Raw genomic sequence first — 24,377 nt, forward strand, 5'->3', positions numbered from 1 at the left:
AAGACTAAGTTCGCACCTTGAATTTTGCGCCACCTCCGTGAGGTGGGGAGGCCGGCCAGATGATTCTCAGATTTATTAAAATAAATAAATCCGCCCCCCCTTCTTCTTTCTTCTTTTAAAAAAACAAGTCAATCGAATCGCTCGCGACAATCTGATCCGAGGTAAAATCCAGCTTATCCGAGACTAAAACTAATGACCTCAAATCCTCGGGAAAATCTTCGATTCCCCCATGTACAGTTGGGACTAAAAACCGAAAATAATCCCCAACAACTGTCTCTCCTTCGTATCCGACCGGATAGTCCTCACCAGGAGCAGAGCTTTCAACTGCATGGTAAATGTAAAACCCCTTAATTGACGGAATTGAATACTCTGAAAGTTTTTTATCAAATCCCGACCTCTCTGAAACTATTAATTCCACATCTATGCGCGAACGGGCATTACGATATCTGCGAAATGAGTACATATCCAACAAAGTACGGCCTACTTTATTTTTCGGATAATCAAAAAAGTCTGACGACTCCTCCCACATAAACTCGTTTATGCTATCCAGCTTTGCCTCCAAGTCTGGAACTTCCAACAATGCAGAAGGCAGGCGACCAAAACAGTTATTGACCATAACTGCTATCAACCCATTTCTATCCATGGCGAACCAAGTTATTATTTCTCCAAAACTAGGCTGCCAGTCTTTATTCAGCGACATCACTTTCCCTCCGGCCAGGTAACACTGCAGTTCGCACAGGTATCAATTATAGCATTTTTCGTAATCCCGCCCTCATCTCTAACAATACGGGGGCGCAGAGCACTGGTAAATTTCACTTCAGCAGGATTGACACCCATCCTAACTAATTTGTCAACCGCTGAGACTTCAGCACAGGCACCAGCAGCATTGCGGCAGAGGTTTGTGATCTCACCGACCTTCACACCAAGTTGTGTTTCTATATAGTTAACGGTTCGCACATCCAACATATCAGCTCTAATATTGCCATTACTGCTCCCTACCGCAATCTTCCCTGATACAGGATCATAGGCACTTATCATAGTTGCCACTTTAGATGCTTGGGTATTGCTAGGAATCGCATTGATAGCATCCAGTAATTCTTGGGTCGCCCGCTCATAAAACTTATCATTTGCAGGAGCGTGTAACACTGTTCGATCAAATAAGCCTACTGCCTCGGTAGGTCGTGTGTATTGACCCGTTTCGGAGATTAACCCCGTTGTTGCGTTGTTAGGCAGTTTGGTACCAGGAAGTCCCGCACTGGCAACCCCCAAAGCCCCAATGACAATATTTCCAGCTGCGTTCCAAAGATCGCCGTTGAACGCCTGGTTTGTTCCTACACCTATTTGGAGTAAACCATTGGCCGCTGCCGCCATACGTATGCTGGAGCCCAATGGACCGGTCAGTCCATAAATTGCCGGATTTCCAAGATTCGACAAACCCTGCTGTTCGTTATTGATGCGTAAATAACCTTGAGCGTCCCTGAAGATCAGTTCGTTTTCAGTTTTTGTCCGAGTCCAGACCAATTGATCGAACCATCCACCTGCAATGGCACGCTGAGCATCGGCAAAAGCATTTTTGGCTTCGGTGGTTCCGGCGTAACGGTACAGCTCCGGGTTCTCGGGGCCATTGCTGATTAGCTTGCTGACCCGGGCATTGACCTCTGCCACCGTCGAGTTTTCCAACTCTTGGGCGGCGTACACTTGGAGGTAAGCTGCTAACTCCGTGCGCTCCTGTGGTGTCAGAGAATTTCTGTCCAGGCGGAACTTGGCGAGCAGATCATCACTTCGGTGATCCGCACCCTCCAGTCGTACAAGTCGCTTAGCAGGATCTATTGCTCCTGTTTCCTTGAACTCCTCACGTGCGTTATCACGTTCCGCCTTGTCGTGCTTCCCAAGGAAGTTGTATTGCGTTGCGTTTGCCGCCACCGTCGCAGCGACGCCCAGATCGCCATCGGAAGCTGCCGCTCCCAACACACCCACGACCTGCGAGAGTGCGAGCAGGTTCGCCTGAGCCTGAGCGTATTCGGCGCTTCCTTTTACGAGATTTTTAGGAAGGAGCCTCTCTCCAAGAAGACCGATCAACACTTCGTTGGCGCCCCCCGCGATGGCACCCGTACGGAAGTTACCGCCCGTGGCCTCAGCCAGCAACCCGCCCAATCCAGCGTGCAGGAGGATTTTCCCAACATTCCCGTCTTTCAGGGGAAGATCACCGATTTTCCCGGCCCCATAGGCGCCACCGATGGCCGCAGCGGTGCCCACTGCAGAACTCGCAAAATTGTCTTTCAGGCTGCCGCCGTAAACGGCGGTTTTGATCAAGGCATCCGAACTCACCTTGATCGCGACAATCTTCAAGCTTTCGGGATTCAGTCCGATTGCGCCTGGGTCGTAGTTGAGGCTTTGGGTAACGCCTGCGGTTGCTGCCGCCACGACATAGCTTTTAAGCGCTTCCTTGGAGGTTACGTCCTTTGCAATCTTGCCCAGATTGCCTCGGTTGTCGATGGTGCTGACGGCGGCCTTTGTCGCTGCGGTAACCGCAACGGATTGCAGAATCATGCTCGACATTGGACCGATGACCGCTGCCATCACGATTGCAATCATCAGTTGCGAAGCTGGCCCAAGCCCCGAGTTTTGATATTTGAACGACTCATGGATTTCCTTGACTTGCCTCCAGTCGATGTCTCCTCTCGCTTCTGCCTGCTTGAGCCAGGCAAGTTGAGGATCGGCCTCGACCATTGCGTCAATGGCTTGGTGCACGCTTTGCTGATCGACATGTTTGATATCGATCTTCAGCCCGTCTACAGCTTTGATCGTAAGTTTTCCAGATGCGATCAGATGACTCTGACGCAGCGTTTCATCGTTATTGCCCCGGCCTTTTGACGAAGTCCAAAAAGCATCTCCATCGCTTTTGGTATGGCTCTCGTCGTGAGAATCCTTCACCCCTTCAAAAACAATCGCCCCACCACTGTCCAGCGTGATGTCCTTGCCGCTTTCAAGCTTCGCCACTTGATAGCGCTGATCCCCCTCGCTGACCAGCGTGAGATTGCCCCCGGTCTTGATCTCGCTCCCCACATGAGTGATCTGGGTAACTTCGTCGCGCTGCATTTTCTTGGCGCCGAAACCACCCTTCTCCTTCATGTCGTACAGGGTGTAATCCTTGTTCTGCGCTGCCAGCAGACTCAGGTCATTACCCGCATACACATAGGCTTCATTGCCCGCGCTGATCTTGCTCGCCACCAATGTGGTATCGCGGCCGGAGTTGGTTTTGACGTCGCCACCGGCGATGAACTCAGCGGCCTTCTGGACGGTGTGATTGTCTTCTTCGTGGACGCGTTTCTTGCCACTTTTGCTGTTGGTTTCGACATTGTGTTCGTCGCTCGCCGAAGCCATGTTCAAGTCTTGTTTCGCGTCGGCAAGCAGATCGCCTTTGGCTTGTGCCGTACTGGCGAGGACGTTGATGTCGCGACCGGCGTCAAGCTTCAGGTTGCCGCCACTTTTCACGCTGGACGCGAGGTTTTCCACGGTTGTGGTGACGGTCGAGCGATGTCCGCCGTTCTCGATTGTGTGGATCTCGTTGACGTTCTGAACCGCCAGTAAGTTGATGTCGCGGGTCGCGCTCAGGTCTGCATCGGCGCCGCTGTTGATCGTGCCGGAGTTGGTCAAGTCACGGCCGGACTTGATGCTCAACGTATCGCGGGCGCTGATGTTGCCGCCGTCGTCAAGTGACGTGCGCAACCCCTGCCCCGGGCTGTAAGTCACGGCGGTCCGGTCGTTGACGATGTCACCCTTGAGGGTGCTCAGGCTGACCTGATTACCGCGAATATCACCGGCCAGCGCATTGCGGATGCTGTCGGTGGCCATCAGGCTCAGGCGTTCGTTAGCCTCGACCAGACCACCGTTATAAAGGCTGCCTTTGACGTCTGCCGTGAGGTTGTTGGTGGCCCGCAGAGTGCCGACGTTGACCAGGTCGTTGCCGGCGATCATTTCCAGATCACGCCCCTGAATCAGGCTGCCGCCGCGCACGTTGCGCGACTCGGCCTGAGCCAGGTACAGCACTGGCACCAGTACTTTTTGACCATCGACGACGCGCTCTTCCATCCAGACGATGTCATGCGTCAGCGCCGCCACCTGCTCCGACGTCAGGGTGACACCCACCGTCAGATTCAGCTCGTTTTTGCTGGCGAGCGCGTTGTCCATCAGGTAACGGAATTGCTCGTAATCGTTGTTCAAGCCACCGGCCAGAAAACGCTGGCCGGTCTGAGCCAACACTGCATCGCTGATCAAGCGCGATTCGTAGCGACCGTCTCCGAGGCGGCGAGCGGCCTCATCGGCGTTGAAATTAAGTTTGCCCAGCAGGTAGTCCGAGCTCATGAATGGCGCGGTCTGAGTCAGCTCCGGATTGGTTTCGATCAGGTAGCGGCTCTGCGGATTCGGGCTCTGCACGAACATGCCGTAAGGGCCTTTCGGAAGCCTGAATGTCGAAGACGCGGTTGGATCTACTGCAGCAAACGGTACTCCACGGAAATCAACCGGGACGAAGCTGATCTGCTTCACGCCGTCCGCATCCACCTTTTCGATGCGAGTGACGTCCTTGGCGACCTGAACGCTGGCGGCGCTGCTGCGCTTGCCCAGATTGATGTCGACGACACCCACACCGGTGGCTTTTTCGCTGTCCAGATTTCCGGTGAGCTGATCGTAAGTATTGTTGTAGAGCTTGCCGTTCTGGATGGAGTCAGTGACGTTGAGGCTTACCGTTCCTCCCGCCTGCAGGGTGGCCGGATACAAGGTGTTGCCATTGGGAGACCACTTTATTTGTACGTTCTCAGGGTGAGCGAAGCGACTGTCATTGGTAACGGCGACCAACTCGTTGAAGCGTGCCTCATCGAAATTCCCCTGCTGCGTCTGCGCGTTGAACGCCGGGACTTCGATGAACTCCATCCGATCCCACAGACTATTGTCGATCCTGCCAGGCGTGCCAATCGATTCTGTCGAAGTGCCGGAGCGCGATTCCGCGCCGAGGTTTAACAAGCGGTCGGCGGTTACCGTTAGGCTGCCGTTCGCAGCCATCATGCTGTAGCGGTTTTCGACATTGCCGGCATGAATCGTCAGGTTTTTGCCCGCGACGAAGCGTGATGCGGTCGAGTCTTTGAGAACCACATCGTTATAGGTCCGATCAATAATGATCGTGCCTTTTTTCCAGCCATCGTGGCCACCGCAATGCTGCCCGCAAATCCATCTGATGGAGCCGGAACTGCCGCCCTGCGACATTTCGAAAACCGACTTGGCGTTTTCCACCGACATCGCATTGATGTCGATATCCCCCTCGCCCTCGACCGTCCCCGACAAGTTGCTGAACAACGCAGCACGACCACCACCCACGGCGTCGACCGTGAGATTGCCCCGGCTGTAGATATCGCCGTAATAGTTGTTCAGGCTGTTGCCATGCAACTTCATCGTGCCGCCGCTGAACAGCAGCGTATCGGCTCCGTTGGAGATGCCGTTGGCGGCGTTGAATTCGAGATTGCCCTGGGCGCCCAGGGTGCCTTTGTTGTCGATCCGGGCAGCCGTCACCGTAAGGTTCTGGTTGGCGATCAGCCGACCGAGGTTGTCCAGCGTGCCACGCAAGGTCATCACGGTATCGCCACCGCTGACCAGCCGCCCGTCCTGTTGAATCACGTCGCTGGCGTTGATGGTGAGTTTCTGCTGAGCCGACACTCGACCGCTGTTGATCAGGTTGCCGCCAAGGGTCAGCGTCAGATCGCCATCGCTGAGCAGTTGCCCGGCGTTATTCAGATTGGCGACATTCAGGTTCAGCGCCGAAGCACTGGCGATGCGATCCCCGACATTAAGGTTCAAATCCTGCGAACTGGTGTAAGTCAGCCCACCATTGAGTTGCCAGGTGCCCACACCATTAACCGCCGCGACATCCCAGACGCCTTTGCCCAGACCGGTGAGGCTGCCCTGCGTGCCGGTCAGGTTATTCAGATCCAGGTCAAACAACCCTTGCGCGGCGTGACGCACGCTGCCGCTGAGGTTGTTGAGCTGGGTGCCGGCGAGTTCCAGATCCTGACTGCCAATCTCGATGACGCCGTTCTGGTTATTCAGGTTGCCGTTCAGTTTGATCTTGCTGGAGGTGCCGCCCAGGGCACGAATCTGCCCGCCAGCGCTGTTGTCCAGCTGGACGCCGCTCAGTTGCAGATCCGCCGCCGACTCGATCAGTCCGCCCTGATTGAGAATCTGGCCGACCGCTTCGAGACCCAGCCGATTGCCGCTGATCTCACCACCCGCGTTATCCAGACGGGTGCCATCGAAAGTGACCTGACCTTTGCCGAAGAGCTTGCCGCCATGGTTGATCAGGCGTGTCACGGTCAACTGCAAATCGCCCAGCAGGCTGGAGATCAAGCCGGCCTTGCCGTTGACTGCGCTGTTGTCGAGGTCGGCATTGGTGATGTCGAGCGTGTCAGCCTGTAGCGTGCCACCCTGGTTTTGCAGGTTGCCGGTGCCTAGCGCGAGTTCTGCGTGGCTGCCATTGGCGAGGATCGCACCCTGCTGATTCAGCACGGTGCTGCCGACGATTTTCAGACCATCGCTACCTGCAACAATCTGGCCCGCATCACGGTTGTCGATGGACGTACTGGTGATGTCCAGGCGCTGCCCGCGCAATGTGCCGCCGCGATTGTCGAGTTCGACCAGTTGTTCGAGCAGCAGGTGTTGCTCGGCGGCGTCGACCACGCCCGTGACGTTTTTGAAGACCCCGGCGATTTTCAGCGCAATGTCGCCGCCCGTGCCGACGATGCCGCCCTTGTCGCTGTTGTTCAGCTGCGTGGCGTTGACTTCGATGGTTTTGCCCAGCAACACACCGGCACTGTTGTCGACCGTATCGCTTTCGATGTACAGGTCGGCATCGCTCTGGATCCGGCCCTTTTGATTGAGCAGTTGCGACTGACCGGCGACGGTTTGCTTGAGAATCAGGCGAGCGCCATCAACACCCGCCGCCAGCAGACCACCCTCGCCATTATCGAGGCTGGCCGCTTGCAGGTTGAGGCGATCGCCGATCACCCGCCCGCCACGGTTATCGATGTGACCGTTGCGAGCGACCAACAGCAGCTGTTGCGCGGCCACCACACCTTTACGGTTGTCGATACTGCCGGCGTGAACATCCACGTCCCCCTGGCTGGCTTGCAGTCGACCCAAGGCATTGTTCAGGTGCTTGTTGACGACCAGCGTGAGCTTGCCGGTCTCGGCACTGATCGCGCCTTTGTCATTGCTGGTGAGATTGTCCAGCGTCGCATCGACAACACCGCCGAGCAGTTGGCCGTTGGTGTTGTCCAGATCGCGTGCGGTCAGGTTCAGTGTCGTGTTGCCCTGAATCAGGCCCTGTGTGTTGTCCAGGTCTTCGCTGGCCAGCACGCTGTCATCCGATGAAATCGTGCCTTGGGAGTTGTCGAGTTTGCCGCGACTGGTGACCTCAAGGGTTTTGCCGGTCAGGCTGGCATTACGGTTGTCTATGCTCTGGGCAGCGACGCTCAATCGATCCGAGGCTTGAACCTTGCCAGCGTGGTTATCGAAGTCCTGATCCAGTGCCAGATCAAGATTGCCGTTTTCGGCACTGATGACACCCTTGCTGCTGTTATCCAGTCGGGTGCCGGTGATCCGAATCGAATCGGCGGCCAATGTGCCGCCCTGATTGAGCAACTCGGCGCCCGACACAACGAGGTCGGTCTTTGCCTGGATCTTGCCTTTGCCATTGTTCAGACGTTCGTGGGCGACGACCTTGGTTTCGCCCTGGCTGGCAGCAATCAGGCCGCCAGCGTTGTCGAGTAGCCGGGTATCGATATCCAGACGTCCGGCGATGATTTTGCCGTCATCGTTTTGCAGCGCCCGCGCATTGAGTTTCAGACTGCCGCCGGCGATTTCGATACGACCTTTGCGGTTGTCCAGACTGTCGACGGAGAGCGTTGCCGCCTGGCCGTCGGCGAAGCGGATCAAGCCACTGAGGTTGACGATAGCCGGGACGCTGAAGGCCAGGCTGGTCTCGCCGTAAATCCGAGCGTCAGCGCCTTGATTGACCAGGCGAGTGGCGCTTAGCGCGACGTCTTTGGCCTGGACGATACCGTTCTGGTTATCGAGCACACCTGCGGCACTCGCGCTCAGCGAGCGACTGGCCAATACGCTGCCACGGTTGCTCACCGAGCCGCTGTTGATGGAAACATCGCCATTGCTGTTACGGCTGTTATCCGCATTCACTCCGGCTTCAATCACGCCGGCGTTGGTCAATGTGCCGCCGTTGGTCAGGCGAACGCTGTCCCTGGCGGCAAGGCTTTGCTGGTTGACCAGATCCTTAGCGGTTTGCACGGTCAATTGCGTGCCCGCGTAAACGGCCTGCTGCGCCTCAAGACTGTTGGCCTTGATGTCGACCGCATTGCTGGCCGTGGCCTTCGCCAACGTCAGTTGGCCATTGGCGTCGATCTGGATATCCCCGGCGCTGGCCGCCAGTTCGCCTGCCAGTTTCACGCCGACACCGGCCTCGGTGCCCACCAGTTTGATCGCCCCGGCGTACATCCCGCCCAGCGCCGAAGAGTCGATCGCCAGTTGCGGTCTGGCGCTGCCGTCATCGGCACGCGCGGTGGCGTTGAGCGTTTCGGCGTTTACATCGTTGCGACCGGTGGTGATGTTCAGGCGTTTGGCGTGGATCTGCGCGTTGATCTGCGCACTGCGGGTGAGGATTTCAAAGCTGTCGACAGCGCTGGCATCCAGACCTTTGCCATCGATGGAGACGCTGCCCTGATCGACTTGAAAACGGTCCAGTCGACCCGCGCCATCGAGCACAGGTTTGCCGGTGGTCAATGTCACACGCGGCGTATTGATGAAGCCGCAGCCGTTGCAACTGATGCCATACGGGTTGGCCACGATCACCCGCGCCGACTGCCCCGCCACTTCGGTGTAACCGCGCAGTTGACTCGGACTGCCACCGTTGACTTCGTTAAGGATGGTTTGCGCCGCCGCACCGCGCAGGTTCGGGTTGCCGAGAATGATTCCGCCGATCTGCGTCAGCTGCGTGCGGCTCGTAGCGTTGTTGAGGATGACGCCTTGAGCATCCACGTTGTAATCGTGGAACTGGTTGTGCGAAAGACCCGCACCGTTGGGCGTGGCGATGTTGATGATCGGCACGCCATTGCCTGCCCGGTCGAGCGTGGTGCCGGGCGCACTGACCACGATTCCGTCTGCCTGCGCCCACATCGGCTGCCAGAACATGACGTTGGCCAGCAGGAACGCCAGTCCGCGTTTGGGCATGCCCCAGAAGTGTTCACGGTTTTTACGGCAGCAGAAGTCTGACTGGCCAGAAAGGCCAGTTGGCGGAAGTCCATATCAGAATCTCGGAAAGGGCAAAAACTAGAGGAAGAAATCCACGCGGAAATAGATCGGCGCTTCGCGCTCGGTCAGCACGTCAGGGCGTTCCAGGGAGTGGGCAAAGGTCACGCTGGCCGCAACGTGTTCGCCCCGGGCAAACAGTTCCAGCGAGTTGCTCGACATGCGCCCATGCTGGTCACCGTTGTAGCGGTCACCACGGATCACGCCCTGATCGTAACCGAGGCTGGTGCCGTATTCCGCGAACACCGGGCGCAGCCATTCGGCGTTGATCGGGCGCGACCAGCGCAGGTCATTGCGCCAGTAGCCACCGCTGTCACCAGACAGCGATTGATCCTTGTAGCCACGGATCGAAGACGACCCGCCGAGGCTGGTGCGTTGCGGGCTGAACAACACGTCTTCACTGCGCTGGCCGGTCATCAGGCTGCTGAAGGTGAAGGACTCGCCCCACACTTTGAATGGCTGCAGATAGCTCAGGGTTGCGGTGTATTTGCGGTAACGCGCATCCGGCTCGCCGGGGCCCGGGTCGTGGCTGCCCTGAGCGTCGAATGCACCGATGCCTTCCTGCATGCCGGCGTCGAAGTTGACGAAGGCGCTGCCGATACGCCGCCCGTGGTTGAAGCCGAACTGCGCTTCGCTGATGCGGTTGCTGCTCAGCTTGAGCTTGCTGTCTTCGATGAAGTTGTTGGTGCGCAGATACGACAGGCCGGCGTTGAGGGAGGTCTTGCTGACCGAGTCGCGGTGGATCACCCGCTCGGCGCGCAGCTGATGGTTTTCGCTGTCGCCAGTCTGCTTGAAGTTGTAGCCGTTGGCCGCGATTTGCGAGCGGTACTCACTCTGGCTGTAGGTGTAGCTGAAGTTCCACCAGCCCCACGGCAGGTTGTAGTTGAGCATGGCGTTGTTGGAGGTGTGCTGGTGATCGGTCATCGCATCGTGACCGCCGCGCAGACTCAACTGATCAGCCAGACCCAGCGGGCTGTCCCAGTCGAATGTCGTGCCCCACTGCTGCTCACCGGTGCTGCGCTGGCCGTCGTTGCTTCGCGACAGCCCGGCGCGCCATGGTTTCTGCGGGGTGTTGGTGACCAGCACCTCACTGCCGCCGACGTTCTTGCCTGGCGACAGCTCCATCTTGGCCTGGTTGGAAGGGAGGCGATTGAGCTGATCGACCATTTGCTCGATCTCGCGCAGATTCACCAACTCGCCGGCCTTGCCGGGAAACGCCATCGACAACTCACGCTCCGAGAGCTTGCTGTTATCGGCGCCTTTCAAGCCCTCGAGTTTGCCTTCGACCACCAGCACTTTCAGGTGTCCACCGGACAGATCCTGCTGTGGCAGATAAGCACGGCTGGTCACCCAACCCTTCTCGATGTAGTGATCGGTGATGACCTTCAGCACTTCATTCAGCTGAGGCACACCGAGACACTGGCCGATGTAGGGCTTGAGCAAACGGCTCTTGTCGTTCTCCGACAGGCTGTCGGCGCCTTTGAGCTCGATGTCGTTGATCTGAAAGCAACGCGTGTCGGCGGGGGCTTCCGGCTGCGCCGGCTTGGCCTCTTTACCGGGCAGATCCTTGAGCTCTTCGAGCCGCCGCTGCTGCTCTTCGAGCAGACGATTCTGGCGTTCGCGGATCAGGTCGGTTTCACCGGGGGTGGGTGCTGCAAGTGCGGTTTGGAGTGGAGAAAGGCATAGCAAAGCCAGGCACAACCTCGCCACGAGGGCGGGTGAGGACATGTTCGATCCCTCGAGACGGAAACTGATATCAGAATAGTGGCGCGATAGTAATGAGCCACTATTCTGACGTCAATTTTTGTCATTACTAAATATGTATTGCCGACCAGCGGCATCAGTAAAAGTCTTCCGGAATCGGTGAATCACATCATCTCAATGCTCAACCGCCAGTTTCGTCGCCACATCTTCCGGCGCCAGCACCCGACCATCGGCAGACAGCAACTGAAGCTTCCTGATCGGCTGACGCTTTTGCGCATCTACCATCACAGACCCGGGCTCGCCAGGCTCGAACATGAACTCCCCACCCCACTGCGACAACGCAACTATCACGGTTTGCAGCGCCCGGCCCTTTTCGGTCAGCACGTATTCCTTGTAAGCGCTGCCATCGGACGCCGGCACCATGCGAAGGATGTCGCGCTCCACCAGCCCTTTGAGCCGGACACTCAACATGTTCTTGGCGATCTCCAGGCTCTTCTCGAAGTCGCCGAAACGACAAATGCCATCCAGCGCATCGCGGATGATCAGCAACGACCACCAGTCGCCGATCAGGTCGAGTGTCCGGGCGATCGGGCAGGCATTGCCCGCAAGGCTTTTGCGCTTCATTTCGGGTGTCTCCGGCAAAACGGCAGGTTCGATGCGGTTGCATCTTACAACTCATGCCGCCAAACCGTTAACGCGTGCGGCTCGAAACTTAGCACCTGCGTACAAGTGGCCAATGCCCTTTGTCGCGATAGTGAACGCTGCCATCACGGCATCCACGCAGGCCCTCACCCAAGGAGTTTTCATGAGCACGTTCACGACCCAAGACGGCACCGAGATCTATTTCAAGGACTGGGGCAGCGGCAAGCCCGTGCTGTTCAGTCACGGCTGGCCGCTGGATGCCGACATGTGGGAATACCAGATGGAATACCTGAGCAGCCGCGGCTATCGCACCATCGCCTTTGACCGTCGTGGTTTCGGCCGTTCCGACCAGCCGTGGACCGGCTACGACTACGACACCTTCGCCGATGACATCGCGCAACTGATCGAGCACCTGGATCTGCGTGACGTGACCCTGGTCGGCTTCTCCATGGGCGGCGGCGATGTCAGCCGCTACATCGCACGCCACGGCAGCGAGCGCGTTGCCGGACTGGTGTTGCTAGGCGCGGTGACACCGCTGTTCGGCAAGAAACCGGACTTCGCAGAGGGCGTGGACACGTCGGTATTCGACGGGATCAAGGCGGGGCTTTTGAAGGATCGCGCGCAGTTCATCGCTGATTTCAACACTCCGTTCTATGGCCTCGATAAAGGTCAGAAAGTCTCGGACGGCGTGCTGACACAAACCCTGAACATCGCCCTGCTGGCTTCCTTGAAAGGCACCGTGGACTGCGTCACCGCGTTCTCGGAAACCGATTTCCGCCCTGACATGGCGAAAATCGATGTACCGACTCTGGTAATCCATGGTGACGGCGACGTCATCGTGCCATTCGAAACCACCGGCAAACGCGCCGCCGAACAAATCAAGGGTGCCGAGCTCAAGGTTTATGCCGGTGCGCCGCACGGTTTTGCCGTGACCCATGCGCAGGCACTGAACGAAGACCTGCTGGCGTTCCTCAATCGTTGAGTTCGATGTAAATCGAGCGCCATCTGAAAAGGGCCGTCGACACACCTGTCGATGGCCCTTTTTTTCTGTGTCCAGAACTCCGGCGCAATGGCGAGGTCCCGTATTTACAGAGCTTTCAGGCCTCTGCATCACGTTTTTATCTTCACATGCCAGCTTAATAATATTTTACCGATAACCACCCCCTCCCTAGTCTGATCCCAAGCACAGAGAACAGGGTCGACAGCGACCTGAATCCAACGGCCTCGTGAGAAGGGATCAGAGATGACCACTGAAATAATAAAAACAGACACGCTTGTTGTCGGCGCCGGTCAAGCGGGTGTGGCCATGAGTGAACACCTGAGCAAACTCGGCGTGCCGCACCTGGTGCTGGAGCGCAACCGCGTTGCCGAACGCTGGCGCACCGGCCGCTGGGACTCGCTGGTGGCCAACGGTCCGGCGTGGCACGACCGGTTTCCGGGGATGGAATTCGATGATGTCGATCCGGACGGTTTCGCCCACAAGGAGCGTGTCGCCGATTACTTCGAAGCGTATGCAAAGAAATTCAACGCGCCGATCCGCACCGGCGTCGATGTGAAAAGCGTGGTGCGCAATGTCGGGCGTCCGGGCTTCACCGTCGAGACCTCCGAGGGCGTGATCGAAGCGGCCCGCGTCGTCGCCGCCACCGGCCCGTTCCAGCGTCCGGTGATCCCGGCGATTGCGCCGAAAGATGAGCGCCTGCTGCAGATTCACTCGGCTGATTATCGCAACCCGCAGCAACTACCGGCCGGTGCCGTGCTGGTGGTCGGTGCCGGTTCATCGGGCGTGCAGATCGCCGACGAATTGCAGCGCTCGGGCAAGCAGGTTTACCTCTCGGTTGGCGCCCATGACCGCCCTCCTCGCGCTTACCGCAACCGTGATTTCTGCTGGTGGCTGGGCGTACTCGGCGAGTGGGATCAGGCTGCGATGAAACCCGGACGCGAGCACGTGACCATCGCCGTCAGCGGTGCCCACGGTGGCCGCACCATCGACTTCCGTGGTCTGGCCCATCGAGGCATGACCCTGGTCGGCGTCACCGAATCGTTCAGCGACGGCGTGGTGACCTTCAAACAGGACCTGCGCGACAACCTCAAGCGTGGCGACGAGAACTACCTCGCGCTGCTGGATGCCGCCGACGCCTACATCGAACGCAACGGCCTCGATCTGCCGCTGGAACCGGAAGCCCGCGAGACTTATCCGGATCCTGAATGCGTGAAAAACCCGCTGGCCGATCTCGATCTGGCCGCCGCCGGTATCACCTCGATCATCTGGGCCACCGGGTTTGCGGTGGACTATTCGTGGCTGAAAGTCGCGGCTTTCGACGACAACGGCAAGCCGCAACACCAGCGCGGTGTGTCCAGCGAATCGGGCGTGTATTTCCTCGGCTTGCCGTGGCAGTCGCGACGCGGTTCGTCGTTCATCTGGGGCGTGTGGCACGACGCCAAACACGTGGCCGACCACATCGCCACCCAGCGCAAATACCTGGCCTATCGCGATGCCGAACAACGCGAAGCCGCGCTGCACAACAACGCTGTCGACACCGTCGACGCTTGATTTCCCTCTTCAATCCCGGCGCCCGTCGCGCCGGGTCCGAATTCGTCAGGAGCCTCACATGAGTCAGCCAACCCACACCCGCATCCGCATGTTCAACACCAAGGACACCTACCCGAACCAGACCCTGGACAACGACCTGTGCCAGGCCGTGCGCGCCGGCAACACCGTGTATGTCCGTGGTCAGGTCGGGACCAATTTCGATGGCGAACTGGTCGGCCTCGGCGACCCGCGCGCGCAGACCGAACAGGCGATGCGCAACGTCAAGCAACTGCTCGAAGAGGCCGGCAGCGACCTGAGCCACATCGTCAAGACCACCACTTACCTGATCGACCCGCGCTACCGCGAGCCGGTGTACCAGGAAGTCGGCAAATGGCTGAAGGGCGTGTTCCCGATCTCCACCGGGCTGGTGGTGTCGGCTTTGGGTCAGCCGCAGTGGCTGATGGAAATTGATGTGGTTGCGGTGATTCCCGAGTAATTCGACCTTAGCGAAAGGAGGCCACACATGACATTTTCCATCGCCGCCCGCTGCCCCGAAACCGGTCAGTTCGGCATCGCCATCAGCTCCTCCAGCATCGCCGTCGGCGCCCGCTGCCCGTGGCTGTTGCCGGGGGTTGGTGCGGTGTCGAGCCAGAACATCACTCTGCCGTCGCTCGGCCCGGAAGTGCTCGCCCTGATGGAGCAAGGTCTGGCGCCCGAGGCGGCGCTGGACAAGGTGCTGACCCGCAACGGCTACAGTCAGTACCGGCAGATCACGGCCATTAACCACCTCGGCCAGACCGCGCATTTCAGCGGCGCGCAAACCTTGGGCGTGCACAACGCCGTGTCGGGAGAGCAATGCGTGGCGGCGGGCAACATGCTCGCCGGGCGCTCGGTGATCGAAGCCATGGTCAGCGCGTTCGAAGAAGGCGAAGGTCAATTGGCCGATCGCCTGATCAAAGCCCTGCACGCCGCCCAGGCCTTGGGTGGTGAAGCAGGTCCGGTGCATTCGGCAGCCGTGGTCGTGGTGGGTGAACTGACCTGGCCCATCGTCAACCTGCGGGTGGACTGGGCCGATGAAGACCCGATCGGCCAACTGCAAAAACTGTGGGACGCCTATCGCCCGCAGTTGCAGGACTACATCGACCGCGCCCTCGATCCGGCCAAGGCGCCGGGCTACGGGGTTGCCGGAGACGACCGATGAGCGACAGCGTCGCGTTGCTCAAGACGCTGGTGGGGTTCGACACCACCAGCCGCGAGTCCAACCTGCAATTGATCGACTTCGTGCGCAGCTACCTCGAAAGTTTCGACGTGCCATGCGAGCTGATCTACAACGATGAGCGCAGCAAGGCCAATCTGTTCGCCACGATTGGCCCGGCCGATCAGCCGGGCATCGTGTTGTCGGGGCACACCGATGTGGTGCCCGTCGATGGCCAGCCGTGGACGCTGCCGCCGTTCGAACTCAGCGAGCGTGACGGCAAGCTTTACGGTCGCGGCACGGCGGACATGAAGGGCTACATCGCCTGCGTGCTGGCGCTGGTGCCGTCGTTGCTCGAAGCACCGTTGCGACTGCCGGTGCACATTGCTTTGTCCTATGACGAAGAAGTCGGCTGCCTCGGCGTGCGCTCGTTGCTCAAGGTGCTGGAGCAGCGTCCGGTCAAACCGCTGCTGTGCATCATCGGCGAGCCGACCGAACTCAAACCGGTGCTCGGGCACAAGGGCAAATTGGCAATGCGTTGCGATGTCCAGGGTCATGCCTGTCACTCGGCTTACGCGCCACTTGGGGTCAACGCCATCGAATGCGCCGCCGAGCTGATCGGCGAGCTGGGACGCATCGGCCGGCAACTCAAGGACGAGCACCTCGATCCGCGTTTCGACCCGCCGTACTCCACGGTGCAAACCGGCGTGATCAACGGTGGCAAGGCGTTGAACATCGTCCCCGCCGACTGTCGTTTCGACTTCGAAATCCGCGCCCTGCCCTCGCAGGATCCGGCGTTTGTCGCCCAGCAACTCAAGACCTATGCCGAACAGCAAATGCTGCCGCGAATGCGAGCCGTCAGCGAGCAGAGCGATATCCGTTTCAGCGAATTGTCGGCGTATCCGGGTCTGGCGACGGATGCCCGAAGCCAGGCTGCGCAATTGATCGCCAAGTTCTGTGGCTCGGACGATTTCGGCACCGTGGCGTTTGGCACTGAAGGCGGATTGTTCGATGCGGTGGGGATTCCCACAGTGGTGTGCGGCCCCGGCAGCATGGATCAGGGGCACAAGCCGGACGAGTTCGTCAGCGTCGATCAGCTCACGGCTTGCGATGAAATGTTGCATCGAATGTTGGCGTCTATTCGCCTTTGAAAGACCGGTCTGGCTGCCGGATTCAAATCCGCAGCCGAGCCGCAATAACACCGACAGACAGCTGCTCCAATGGAGGTCAGCTGCGTTGTCGTTCATATCGCTGAAACACCCGAGACAGAGCGTTTTCAGCTGACCGGAGAGCCTCGTTTTTTTAACGCCTGAAGCAACAAAACTACTAATTTATCTCTCCCCTTTCCTTGCCCATGATCAACCCCAACAAGAAATGCGCCGTCCGTGCCGGCGCTCACTGAAGTACGTCCACGTACTCGTCCTTGCCTTGGAGTTCGTCATGGCCACCTCTGCAACAACGTCCGCACCGCTCATTGAGAAACACACGATCGGCTACGTGCCGCCCGAAGATCGCCACGGAAAGGTCAGGGATCTGTTCACCCTCTGGTTCGGCGGCAACATTGCGCCGTTGCCCATCGTCACCGGCGCCCTCGGCGTGCAGCTGTTTCACCTGAATCTGGTATGGGGCATCGTCGCCATTCTGGTCGGCCATCTGGTCGGCGGTGTGCTGATGGCGCTGCACTCGGCGCAAGGCCCGCAGATGGGCATTCCGCAGATGATCCAGAGCCGCGCGCAGTTCGGCTCCCTCGGCGCATTGCTGGTGGTGCTGATTGCCGGCGTCATGTACATCGGCTTCTTCGCCTCCAACATCGTGCTGGCCGGCAAGTCCCTGCATGGCGTGGTCGACAGCGTTCCAGTGCCGGTCGGCATCGTCATCGGTGCGCTGGGTTCGGGGATCATCGGGATCATCGGTTACCGCTTCATCCACGTGCTCAACCGCATCGGCACCTGGGTCTTGGGGATCGGCATCGTGGTCGGCTTCGGCTACATCCTCACCCACATCCAGACCGATGATTTCCTCACGCGCGGCAGCTTCAACCTTTCGGGCTGGCTTGCGACGGTGTCGCTGGCGGCGCTGTGGCAGATCGCGTTTGCGCCTTACGTGTCGGACTACTCGCGTTACCTGCCGGCGAATGTGCCGGTGGCGGCGACCTTCTGGACGACCTATCTGGGATCGGCGCTGGGCTCGAGCCTGTCGTTCGTGTTCGGCGCCGTTGCCGTGCTGGCAACACCGGTGGGCATGGACACCATGGACGCGGTGAAACTCGCCACCGGCACCATCGGCCCGTTGATGCTGGTGCTGTTCCTGCTCAGCGTCATCAGCCACAACGCCCTCAACCTCTACGGCGCGGTGCTGTCGTTGATCACCCTTGTGCAGACCTTCGCCTACCGCTGGATTCCGACCGCCAAGAGCCGCGCAGTGATTTCGATCATCGTGCTGCTGGCCTGCTGCTTCGCTGCGGTCGGCGCGTCGGCAGACTTCATCGGCCACTTTGTCGACATGGTGCTGGTGCTGCTGGTGGTGTTGGTGCCGTGGACCGCGATCAACCTGATCGACTTCTACGCCATTCACAAAGGCCAGTACGACATCGGCTCGATCTTCCAGGTCGATGGCGGCATCTACGGCCGCTACAACCCGCAGGCCTTGCTGGCGTATGCGATCGGTATCGCGGTGCAGATTCCATTCATGAACACGCCGCTGTACGTCGGGCCGGTGTCGGCGCACATCAACGGTGCGGACCTGTCGTGGGTGGTTGGCTTGCTGGTGACCTCGCCGCTGTATTTCTGGCTGGCGACTCGTGACAGTGCTTATCGTCGGCGGCTGACTTCCGGAAAACTGGCGGGCAGTCTGTAAGCCATTCGTTCTGCGCTGACACACGAAGGCCCTCGCAAATGAGGGCCTTTTTTGTTTTGGATGGAGCCATCTATTTCGCCTTGAACGCCTCACGCCGCGCCTGCCGTTCGGCGGCGTACGCCTCTTGCGGCTGGCTGATCAGATCCTCACGGCGCAGCACTTCACCGCAGTGATCGCACAGCGGCCCGAGGCCGGCGCTGTGGTTGCAGTTCTTGTGGGTCATGTTCACCGCCAGCCCTTCCTCCGGCGACTTGCACCAGGTCTCGCCCCAGGCACGTAACGCATTCACCACCGGGTAAAACGCCTCGCCCTTCGCGGTGAGGTGGTACTCGTAGCGTTTCGGCCGCTCGTTGTACAAGCGGCGCTCGACCAGCCCGTCCGCCTCCAGGCTTTTCAGACGCGCGGCGACCATCTGCGGCGTACCGCCCGTCTGGGCCAGGATCTCGTCGTAGCGATGGCTGCCCATGAACAATTCGCGCAAAACCAGCACCGTCCAGCGGTCGCCGACGATCGCCTCGGCCCGGGAAATCGGGCACAGCGTGTCGGGAAGACTATCGTTTACAGCCATCAGGGCTTGCCTCTTTCATAGTTACTATGATTATCATATCAACACGATGCGGGAACAAGCCCTGAGCATCGATCACTCTCATTGCCGGAGTACATCGTCATGTCGAAACCTCTCTATCCGCTCGACAGAACCGCCTACCTGCTGGTCGATCCGTACAACGATTTTCTCTCGGACGGCGGCAAGATCTTTCCGCTGCTCAAACCGATGGCCGAGCAGAACGGCCTGCTCGACAACCTGCGCAAACTCGATCGCGCCGTGCGGGCCCTGCCGATTCCGGTCGTCATCGTACCGCATCACCGCTGGGTAAAAGGCGACTACGAGAACTGGGATCATCCAACCCCGACCCAACAAAAGATCATGCACATGCACCACTTCGCGCGCGGCGAATGGGGTGGCGAATGGCACCCGGATTTCGCGCCGAAGGACGGCGACATCGTGGTCCAGGAACACTGGGGCTCCAGCGGTTTCGCCAACACCGACCTGGATTTTCGCCTGAAACAGCAAGGCATCACCCACGTGATCATCGTCGGCTTGCTGGCCAATACCTGCATCGAAGCCACCGCCCGCTATGCGTCCGAACTCGGCTATCACGTCACGCTGGTGCGCGATGCCACCGCCGCGTTCAAAGAGGAAATGATGCACGCCGCCCATGAACTCAACGGCCCGACGTTCGCCCATGTCATCACCACTACAAACGAACTGATCGCCAACCTTCAGTCGCAAGGTGACGCAAAATGACTCTGACCGGCCACATGCTGATCGGCGCCACTGACGTCGCCGCCACCGAGGGCACGATGAAGGCGCTGAATCCAGCGACCAACACGCTGATCGAGCCGGATTTTGCCTTCGGCGGCGCGGCGCAAGTCGATCAGGCTGCAACCCTCGCCGACGCGGCATTCGATAGCTATAGCCACACCTCGCTGACCGAACGTGCGGCGTTTCTGGAAAGCATCGCCGACAACCTCGACGCCGTGCGCGAAGAAATGGCTGCCCGGGCCGCGCTGGAAACCGGGCTGCCTCAGGCACAACTGGAAGGCGAAGCCGCCAAAGCTGCGACCCAGTTCCGTCAGTTCGCCGAGGTGGTGCGCAAGGGGCGCTTTCTGCAACTGGCGATCGACCCGGCTCAACCTGATCGACAGCCGCGACCACGGATGGATCATCGCCTGCAGAAAGTTGCCATCGGCCCGGTGGCGATCTTCGGTGCGAGCAATTTTCCGATCTCCTATTCGGTGGCCGGCGGCGACACCGCGTCGGCACTTGCAGCCGGTGCGACGGTGATTCTCAAGGCGCATAACGCGCATCCTGGAGCCTCGGAAATCCAGGCTCGCGCCATCCGTAAAGCGGTGCAGAAGCATGGCTTGCACGAGGGTGTTTTTTCGATGGTGCGCGGTGGCGGCAATGCCATCGGTGAGGCGCTGGTCGATCATCCTTTGATTAAAGCGGTGACGTTCACCGGTTCAGAGGTGGGCGGCATGGCGCTTTATCGTCGCGCGCAGTTGCGGCCTGATCCGATTCCGGTGTTTACCGAAATGACCAGCGTCAACCCGACGTTCATTTTGCCCGCAGCGCTGTCCGCACGTGGCGGCGAAATCGGCGATGGCTTTATCGAGCGGATGCTGGTGAATGTCGGGCAGGCCTGTCTGTGTCCGTCGATTCTGATCGCGATTGAAGGCGAAGGTCTGCAAGCGCTGCGCAATGCGATGATCAAACGGGTCAGCGAAGCGCCAGCGCGTACGATGCTGACGCCGGGGATTCACGGTTCATACGTCAAAGGCCTGGTGGCGATGGAAAGCGTGGGAGCGAATCTGGTAGCGGTCGGCGCTCCGGCGGATGGCCAGTTTGAAGGGCGCTCGGCGCTGCTGGAAGTTGACGGTCAACGCCTGCTCAGCGAACCGGCGCTGGCCCATGAAGTGTTCGGTCCGGCGGCGCTGTTGGTAACGGTCAGGGATGATGAAGAGTTGCTGGCGGTCGCCCGTTCGTTCAAGGGTCAACTGAGCGCAGCCATTCACCTTGAAGACCGCGATCTGGATCTGGCCCGGCGTCTGCTGCCGATCCTCGAGCGCCGCACCGGACGCATCGTGGTCAACGCCTTCGCCCATCCGCAGGAAGTGACTTTCGCCACCGTACACGGCGGGCCGTTCCCGGCCACCTCGGACAGTCGCTTCACCTCGGTCGGCATGACCTCGATCGAACGCTTTTTGCGGCCGGTGGCGTATCAGGGCTTTCCCGATGCATTGCTGCCGGAGGTGTTGCGCGACGGTAATCCGCTCGACCTGCCCCGCAGCATAGACGGACAATAAAAAATGCCCGGTTCGGCGAATCACCGAACCGGGCAAGCTTTTCAATCAAATGAGCAGGTCTTCATAGAAAGCACCGTACGGAAGCTCAGGGTGTTCGATCTGGATTTCCAGAATCCACACACCGGCATTCGGAGCCTGGTCGAAGTCACCAAGATTGCCGCCGCGATAGATCGCGTGAGGGAAATCGCTGACCCGGTGGCCCTTGATGTCCAGGTTCAGTTTCCAGCCCATCGCCTCGGCCTGATCGGTGGCGTAACGGTACAGCCCGACACCGGTCACGCCCTGACGCCAGAAGGCTTCGACCTTGTCGAAGAGTTCTTTGGAGGCCGCCGCACAAGCGATCATTTGCGGATCGGAACCGGTGACGAACGTCGCCCCGGCATCGCCTTCATGGCCTTCCCAGACCACGCCCATGTCGATGAAGAAAATGTCGTTCTCACCCAGAATCGGATCGCCGTCGGAACGCGCCTTGAAGGTCTTCAGCGTGTTGGCGCCGAAGCGGATCAACAGCGGATGCCAGATCCGGTCCATGCCCAGTTCAACGAGAATTCTCTTGCCCCGTGCATGGGCTTCCGACTCGCGCATCCCCGGTTTGATCACCTTGGCAATCTCGTCCACGGCCTTCCAGGTCAACTGCTGGGCGTGGCGCATGGTATCCAGCACAAAACGCTCACCTACCGCTTCTTTTCCGCTCAGGGCTGTGGTCATCGCTGATTCCTTCTGGCTAATCGCTTGCGCTGTATAGTTTTTTATATTGCGAAACAGGACGCCTAAGATACAACCATGACACAACGTGTCAATTCTCTTCTGCGCGCACCACACCGCGCTCTTCCAGCAAGCGCACAAACATGCTCAGACTGCGCGAAACCGTACCCCGCCGCCATACCAGCCACGTCGTCAGATAGCGAAAATCCGACGCCAGCGGCCATACGCTGACCGTCGCGCAGCCGGGCATGCTTTGCAGCATGCTGCGCGGCATCAGGGCCAGGCCGGCGCCAGCACTGACGCAGGCGAGCATGCCGTGATAGGACTCCATTTCGAAAATCTTGCCCGGTACCGCAGCGTCAGTGCTGAACCATTTTTCGAAGTGATGGCGATAGGAGCAGTTCGAGCGAAACGCATAGATGTTCTCGCCGTTCACGTCCGCCGCGCGCTGGATCGGCCCGTGATGGAGCGGCGAGATGATGACCATTTCTTCTTCGAACGCCGGGATGCCCTCCAGCGCCGGATGCAGAACCGGGCCGTCGACGAACGCAGCCGCCAGGCGTCCGGAGAGCACACCGTCGATCATCGTCCCGGACGGCCCGGTCGACAGGTCCAGATCAACCTTGGGATGTTGCTGGTTGTAGGTCGCCAGCAAACCGGGAATCCGCACCGCTGCCGTACTTTCCAGCGAGCCCAGCGGAAACGCCCCTTGCGGTTCCTCGCCGGCCACCGTGGCGCGCGCTTCCTGCACCAGATCGAGAATCCGACGTGCGTACTCGAGAAAACTCCAGCCGGCAGGCGACAGGCGCAAGCGGCTTTTCTCGCGGATGAACAGGTCGACACCCAGGTCTTCCTCCAACTGCTTGATGCGGGTCGTCAGGTTCGACGGCACGCGATGGATCTGCGCCGCCGCCGCGCTGATGCTGCCGTGCTCGGCAACGGCCTTGAAGATTTCCAGTTGCACCAGATCCACAGTCATTCTCCAATCGTGAAAGAAACACTCTTTATTATTCAGTTTCCAGAAACCAAACGCCACCCTACTCTGAGCGCATCCACTGACCTCGCAGGACGATGCCATGAGCCCGATTTCCAGCCAGACCCACGCCATCTCGATCAACCCCGCCACCGGCGAGCAGATCGGTCACTACGCCTTCGAATCCGCCGAAGCCCTCGACGCTGCGCTGACCCGCGCCGCCTTCGGCTTCAACAAGTGGAAACGCAAACCGCTGCAGGATCGCTCCCGCGCGCTGACCGCGCTGGCCGGTGCGCTGCGTGACAGCAGCGAAGCCATGGCGACCATGATCACCCAGGAAATGGGCAAGCCGATCGCCCAGGCCCGTGGCGAAATCGAGAAATGCGCCAAGCTCTGCGAGTGGTACGCCGAACACGGCCCGGCCATGCTCAACGCCGAAGCGACGCTGGTCGAAGGCAGCAAGGCGCGCATCGAATACCGTCCGCTCGGCCCGATCCTCGCCGTGATGCCGTGGAACTTCCCGATCTGGCAAGTGCTGCGCGGTGCCGTCCCGGCACTGATCGCTGGCAACACCTACGTGCTCAAGCATGCGCCGAACGTGATGGGCAGCGCCTATCTGCTGCGCGACGCCTTCACCCGCGCCGGTTTTGCCGATGGCGTGTTCGAAGTGATCAACGTCACCCCGGAAGGCGTGTCCACCGCCATTGCTGACCCGCGCATTGCCGCTGTAACCCTGACCGGCAGCGTCCGTGCCGGCATGGCCATCGGCGCACAGGCCGGTGCCGCGCTGAAGAAATGCGTGCTGGAGCTGGGCGGTTCCGACCCGTTCATCGTGCTCAACGACGCCGATATCGACGAAGCCGTGCAAGCCGCAGTCATCGGTCGTTATCAGAACTCCGGCCAGGTCTGCGCCGCCGCCAAACGCCTGATCATCGAAGAAGGTGTGGTTGAAGAATTCACCCGCAAATTCGTCGAAGCCACCCGCCAGCTGAAGATGGGTGATCCGTTGTCCGCCGACAACTACATCGGCCCGATGGCCCGCTTCGATCTGCGCGACGAACTGGATCAACAAGTGCGCGACACCCTGGAAGAAGGCGCCACCCTGCTGCTCGGCGGCGGCAAAGTAGAGGGTTCGGGCAACTACTACGAGCCGACCGTACTGGCCGACGTCACCGACCGCATGACTTCGTTCAAACAGGAACTGTTCGGCCCGGTAGCCTCGATCATTACCGCTCGCGACTGCGCCCACGCTGTAGCGCTGGCCAATGACAGCGAGTTCGGCCTGACTGCCACGATCTACACCGCCAACGTCGCCCTGGCCCAGCAACTGACCAGCGAACTGGAAACCGGCGGCGTGTTCATCAACGGTTACTCCGCCAGCGACCCGCGCGTGACCTTCGGCGGCGTGAAGAAAAGCGGTTTCGGCCGTGAGCTGTCGCACTTCGGCGTGCGCGAGTTCTGCAATGCGCAGACGGTGTGGCTGGATCGCCGCTGATCCAATGAAAAAAGCCCGGAAGCGTTTTGCGCTTCCGGGCTTT

Annotated in this window: 16 protein-coding genes; 9 read left to right on the top strand and 7 right to left on the bottom strand. The window is 59.6% G+C overall.

Going from position 1 to position 24,377, the window contains the following annotated elements:
* Window positions 1-115: 115 nt before the first annotated feature.
* The 4 genes from AC07XZ_RS18725 to AC07XZ_RS18740 all read right to left on the bottom strand — a co-directional run bounded on the left by AC07XZ_RS18725 (window position 116) and on the right by AC07XZ_RS18740 (window position 11,694).
* A complete protein-coding gene (locus AC07XZ_RS18725) occupies window positions 116-700 on the bottom strand; it encodes a hypothetical protein (protein ID WP_102687100.1) in 585 nt (194 codons plus the stop codon).
* Window positions 700-9,288 carry a two-partner secretion domain-containing protein gene (locus AC07XZ_RS18730; protein ID WP_347359960.1) on the bottom strand — a complete coding sequence of 2,863 codons (8,589 nt, stop codon included), beginning with the start codon at window positions 9,286-9,288 and terminating at the stop codon, window positions 700-702. Before AC07XZ_RS18730 ends, AC07XZ_RS18725 begins: the two co-directional genes overlap by 1 nt.
* Before the next feature lie 99 nt (window positions 9,289-9,387).
* Window positions 9,388-11,094 carry a ShlB/FhaC/HecB family hemolysin secretion/activation protein gene (locus tag AC07XZ_RS18735; protein ID WP_102687099.1) on the bottom strand — a complete coding sequence of 569 codons (1,707 nt, stop codon included), beginning with the start codon at window positions 11,092-11,094 and terminating at the stop codon, window positions 9,388-9,390.
* Between the two features lie 150 nt (window positions 11,095-11,244).
* A complete protein-coding gene (locus tag AC07XZ_RS18740) occupies window positions 11,245-11,694 on the bottom strand; it encodes a winged helix-turn-helix transcriptional regulator (RefSeq protein WP_102687098.1) in 450 nt (149 codons plus the stop codon).
* 181 nt (window positions 11,695-11,875) lie between these two features.
* Here AC07XZ_RS18740 and AC07XZ_RS18745 point away from each other — a divergent pair, with 181 nt between their 5' ends.
* From AC07XZ_RS18745 to AC07XZ_RS18770, 6 genes are all read left to right on the top strand, one after another.
* A complete protein-coding gene (locus AC07XZ_RS18745; RefSeq protein WP_102687097.1) occupies window positions 11,876-12,694 on the top strand; it encodes an alpha/beta fold hydrolase in 819 nt (272 codons plus the stop codon).
* 261 nt (window positions 12,695-12,955) lie between these two features.
* A complete protein-coding gene (locus tag AC07XZ_RS18750) occupies window positions 12,956-14,263 on the top strand; it encodes a flavin-containing monooxygenase (RefSeq protein WP_085746211.1) in 1,308 nt (435 codons plus the stop codon).
* A gap of 58 nt (window positions 14,264-14,321) precedes the next feature.
* A complete protein-coding gene (locus AC07XZ_RS18755) occupies window positions 14,322-14,738 on the top strand; it encodes a RidA family protein (protein ID WP_007950460.1) in 417 nt (138 codons plus the stop codon).
* A gap of 27 nt (window positions 14,739-14,765) precedes the next feature.
* Window positions 14,766-15,443, top strand: coding sequence for a DUF1028 domain-containing protein (locus AC07XZ_RS18760; protein WP_039766940.1), 678 nt, complete (start codon window positions 14,766-14,768; stop codon window positions 15,441-15,443).
* Window positions 15,440-16,588 carry an acetylornithine deacetylase gene (argE, locus tag AC07XZ_RS18765; RefSeq protein ID WP_102687096.1) on the top strand — a complete coding sequence of 383 codons (1,149 nt, stop codon included), beginning with the start codon at window positions 15,440-15,442 and terminating at the stop codon, window positions 16,586-16,588. The genes AC07XZ_RS18760 and argE overlap by 4 nt, the downstream gene beginning before the upstream one ends.
* A 289-nt stretch (window positions 16,589-16,877) precedes the next feature.
* On the top strand, window positions 16,878-18,293 hold the full coding sequence (locus AC07XZ_RS18770; RefSeq protein ID WP_102687095.1) for a purine-cytosine permease family protein: 1,416 nt from the start codon (window positions 16,878-16,880) through the stop codon (window positions 18,291-18,293).
* A 70-nt stretch (window positions 18,294-18,363) separates the two neighbouring features.
* On the opposite strand, the gene AC07XZ_RS18775 is transcribed toward AC07XZ_RS18770, so the two are convergent.
* Window positions 18,364-18,861 (bottom strand): winged helix-turn-helix transcriptional regulator, encoded by a 498-nt coding sequence (locus tag AC07XZ_RS18775; RefSeq protein WP_102687094.1) that lies wholly within the window; start codon window positions 18,859-18,861, stop codon window positions 18,364-18,366.
* Between the two features lie 99 nt (window positions 18,862-18,960).
* Between AC07XZ_RS18775 and AC07XZ_RS18780 the strand changes: the two genes are divergently transcribed.
* A complete protein-coding gene (locus AC07XZ_RS18780) occupies window positions 18,961-19,599 on the top strand; it encodes a cysteine hydrolase family protein (protein WP_102687093.1) in 639 nt (212 codons plus the stop codon).
* Complete coding sequence (locus AC07XZ_RS18785) at window positions 19,596-21,161, top strand: aldehyde dehydrogenase (NADP(+)) (protein WP_102687092.1); 1,566 nt, start codon at window positions 19,596-19,598, stop codon at window positions 21,159-21,161. Before AC07XZ_RS18780 ends, AC07XZ_RS18785 begins: the two co-directional genes overlap by 4 nt.
* Before the next feature lie 45 nt (window positions 21,162-21,206).
* Here AC07XZ_RS18785 and AC07XZ_RS18790 read toward each other — a convergent pair whose 3' ends face one another.
* Window positions 21,207-21,869, bottom strand: coding sequence for a M24 family metallopeptidase (locus AC07XZ_RS18790; RefSeq protein WP_102687091.1), 663 nt, complete (start codon window positions 21,867-21,869; stop codon window positions 21,207-21,209).
* Window positions 21,870-21,957: 88 nt separating this feature from the next.
* The gene (ptrR, locus tag AC07XZ_RS18795) at window positions 21,958-22,839 is read right to left on the bottom strand and encodes a putrescine utilization regulator PtrR (RefSeq protein WP_007950470.1); all 882 of its coding nucleotides are present in this window, start codon (window positions 22,837-22,839) and stop codon (window positions 21,958-21,960) included.
* 103 nt (window positions 22,840-22,942) lie between these two features.
* Between ptrR and AC07XZ_RS18800 the strand changes: the two genes are divergently transcribed.
* On the top strand, window positions 22,943-24,334 hold the full coding sequence (locus tag AC07XZ_RS18800) for an aldehyde dehydrogenase family protein (protein ID WP_102687090.1): 1,392 nt from the start codon (window positions 22,943-22,945) through the stop codon (window positions 24,332-24,334).
* The last annotated feature ends 43 nt before the right edge of the window (window positions 24,335-24,377 follow it).

This window comes from Pseudomonas sp. GW458-11-26-14-LB4 (assembly GCF_059423925.1).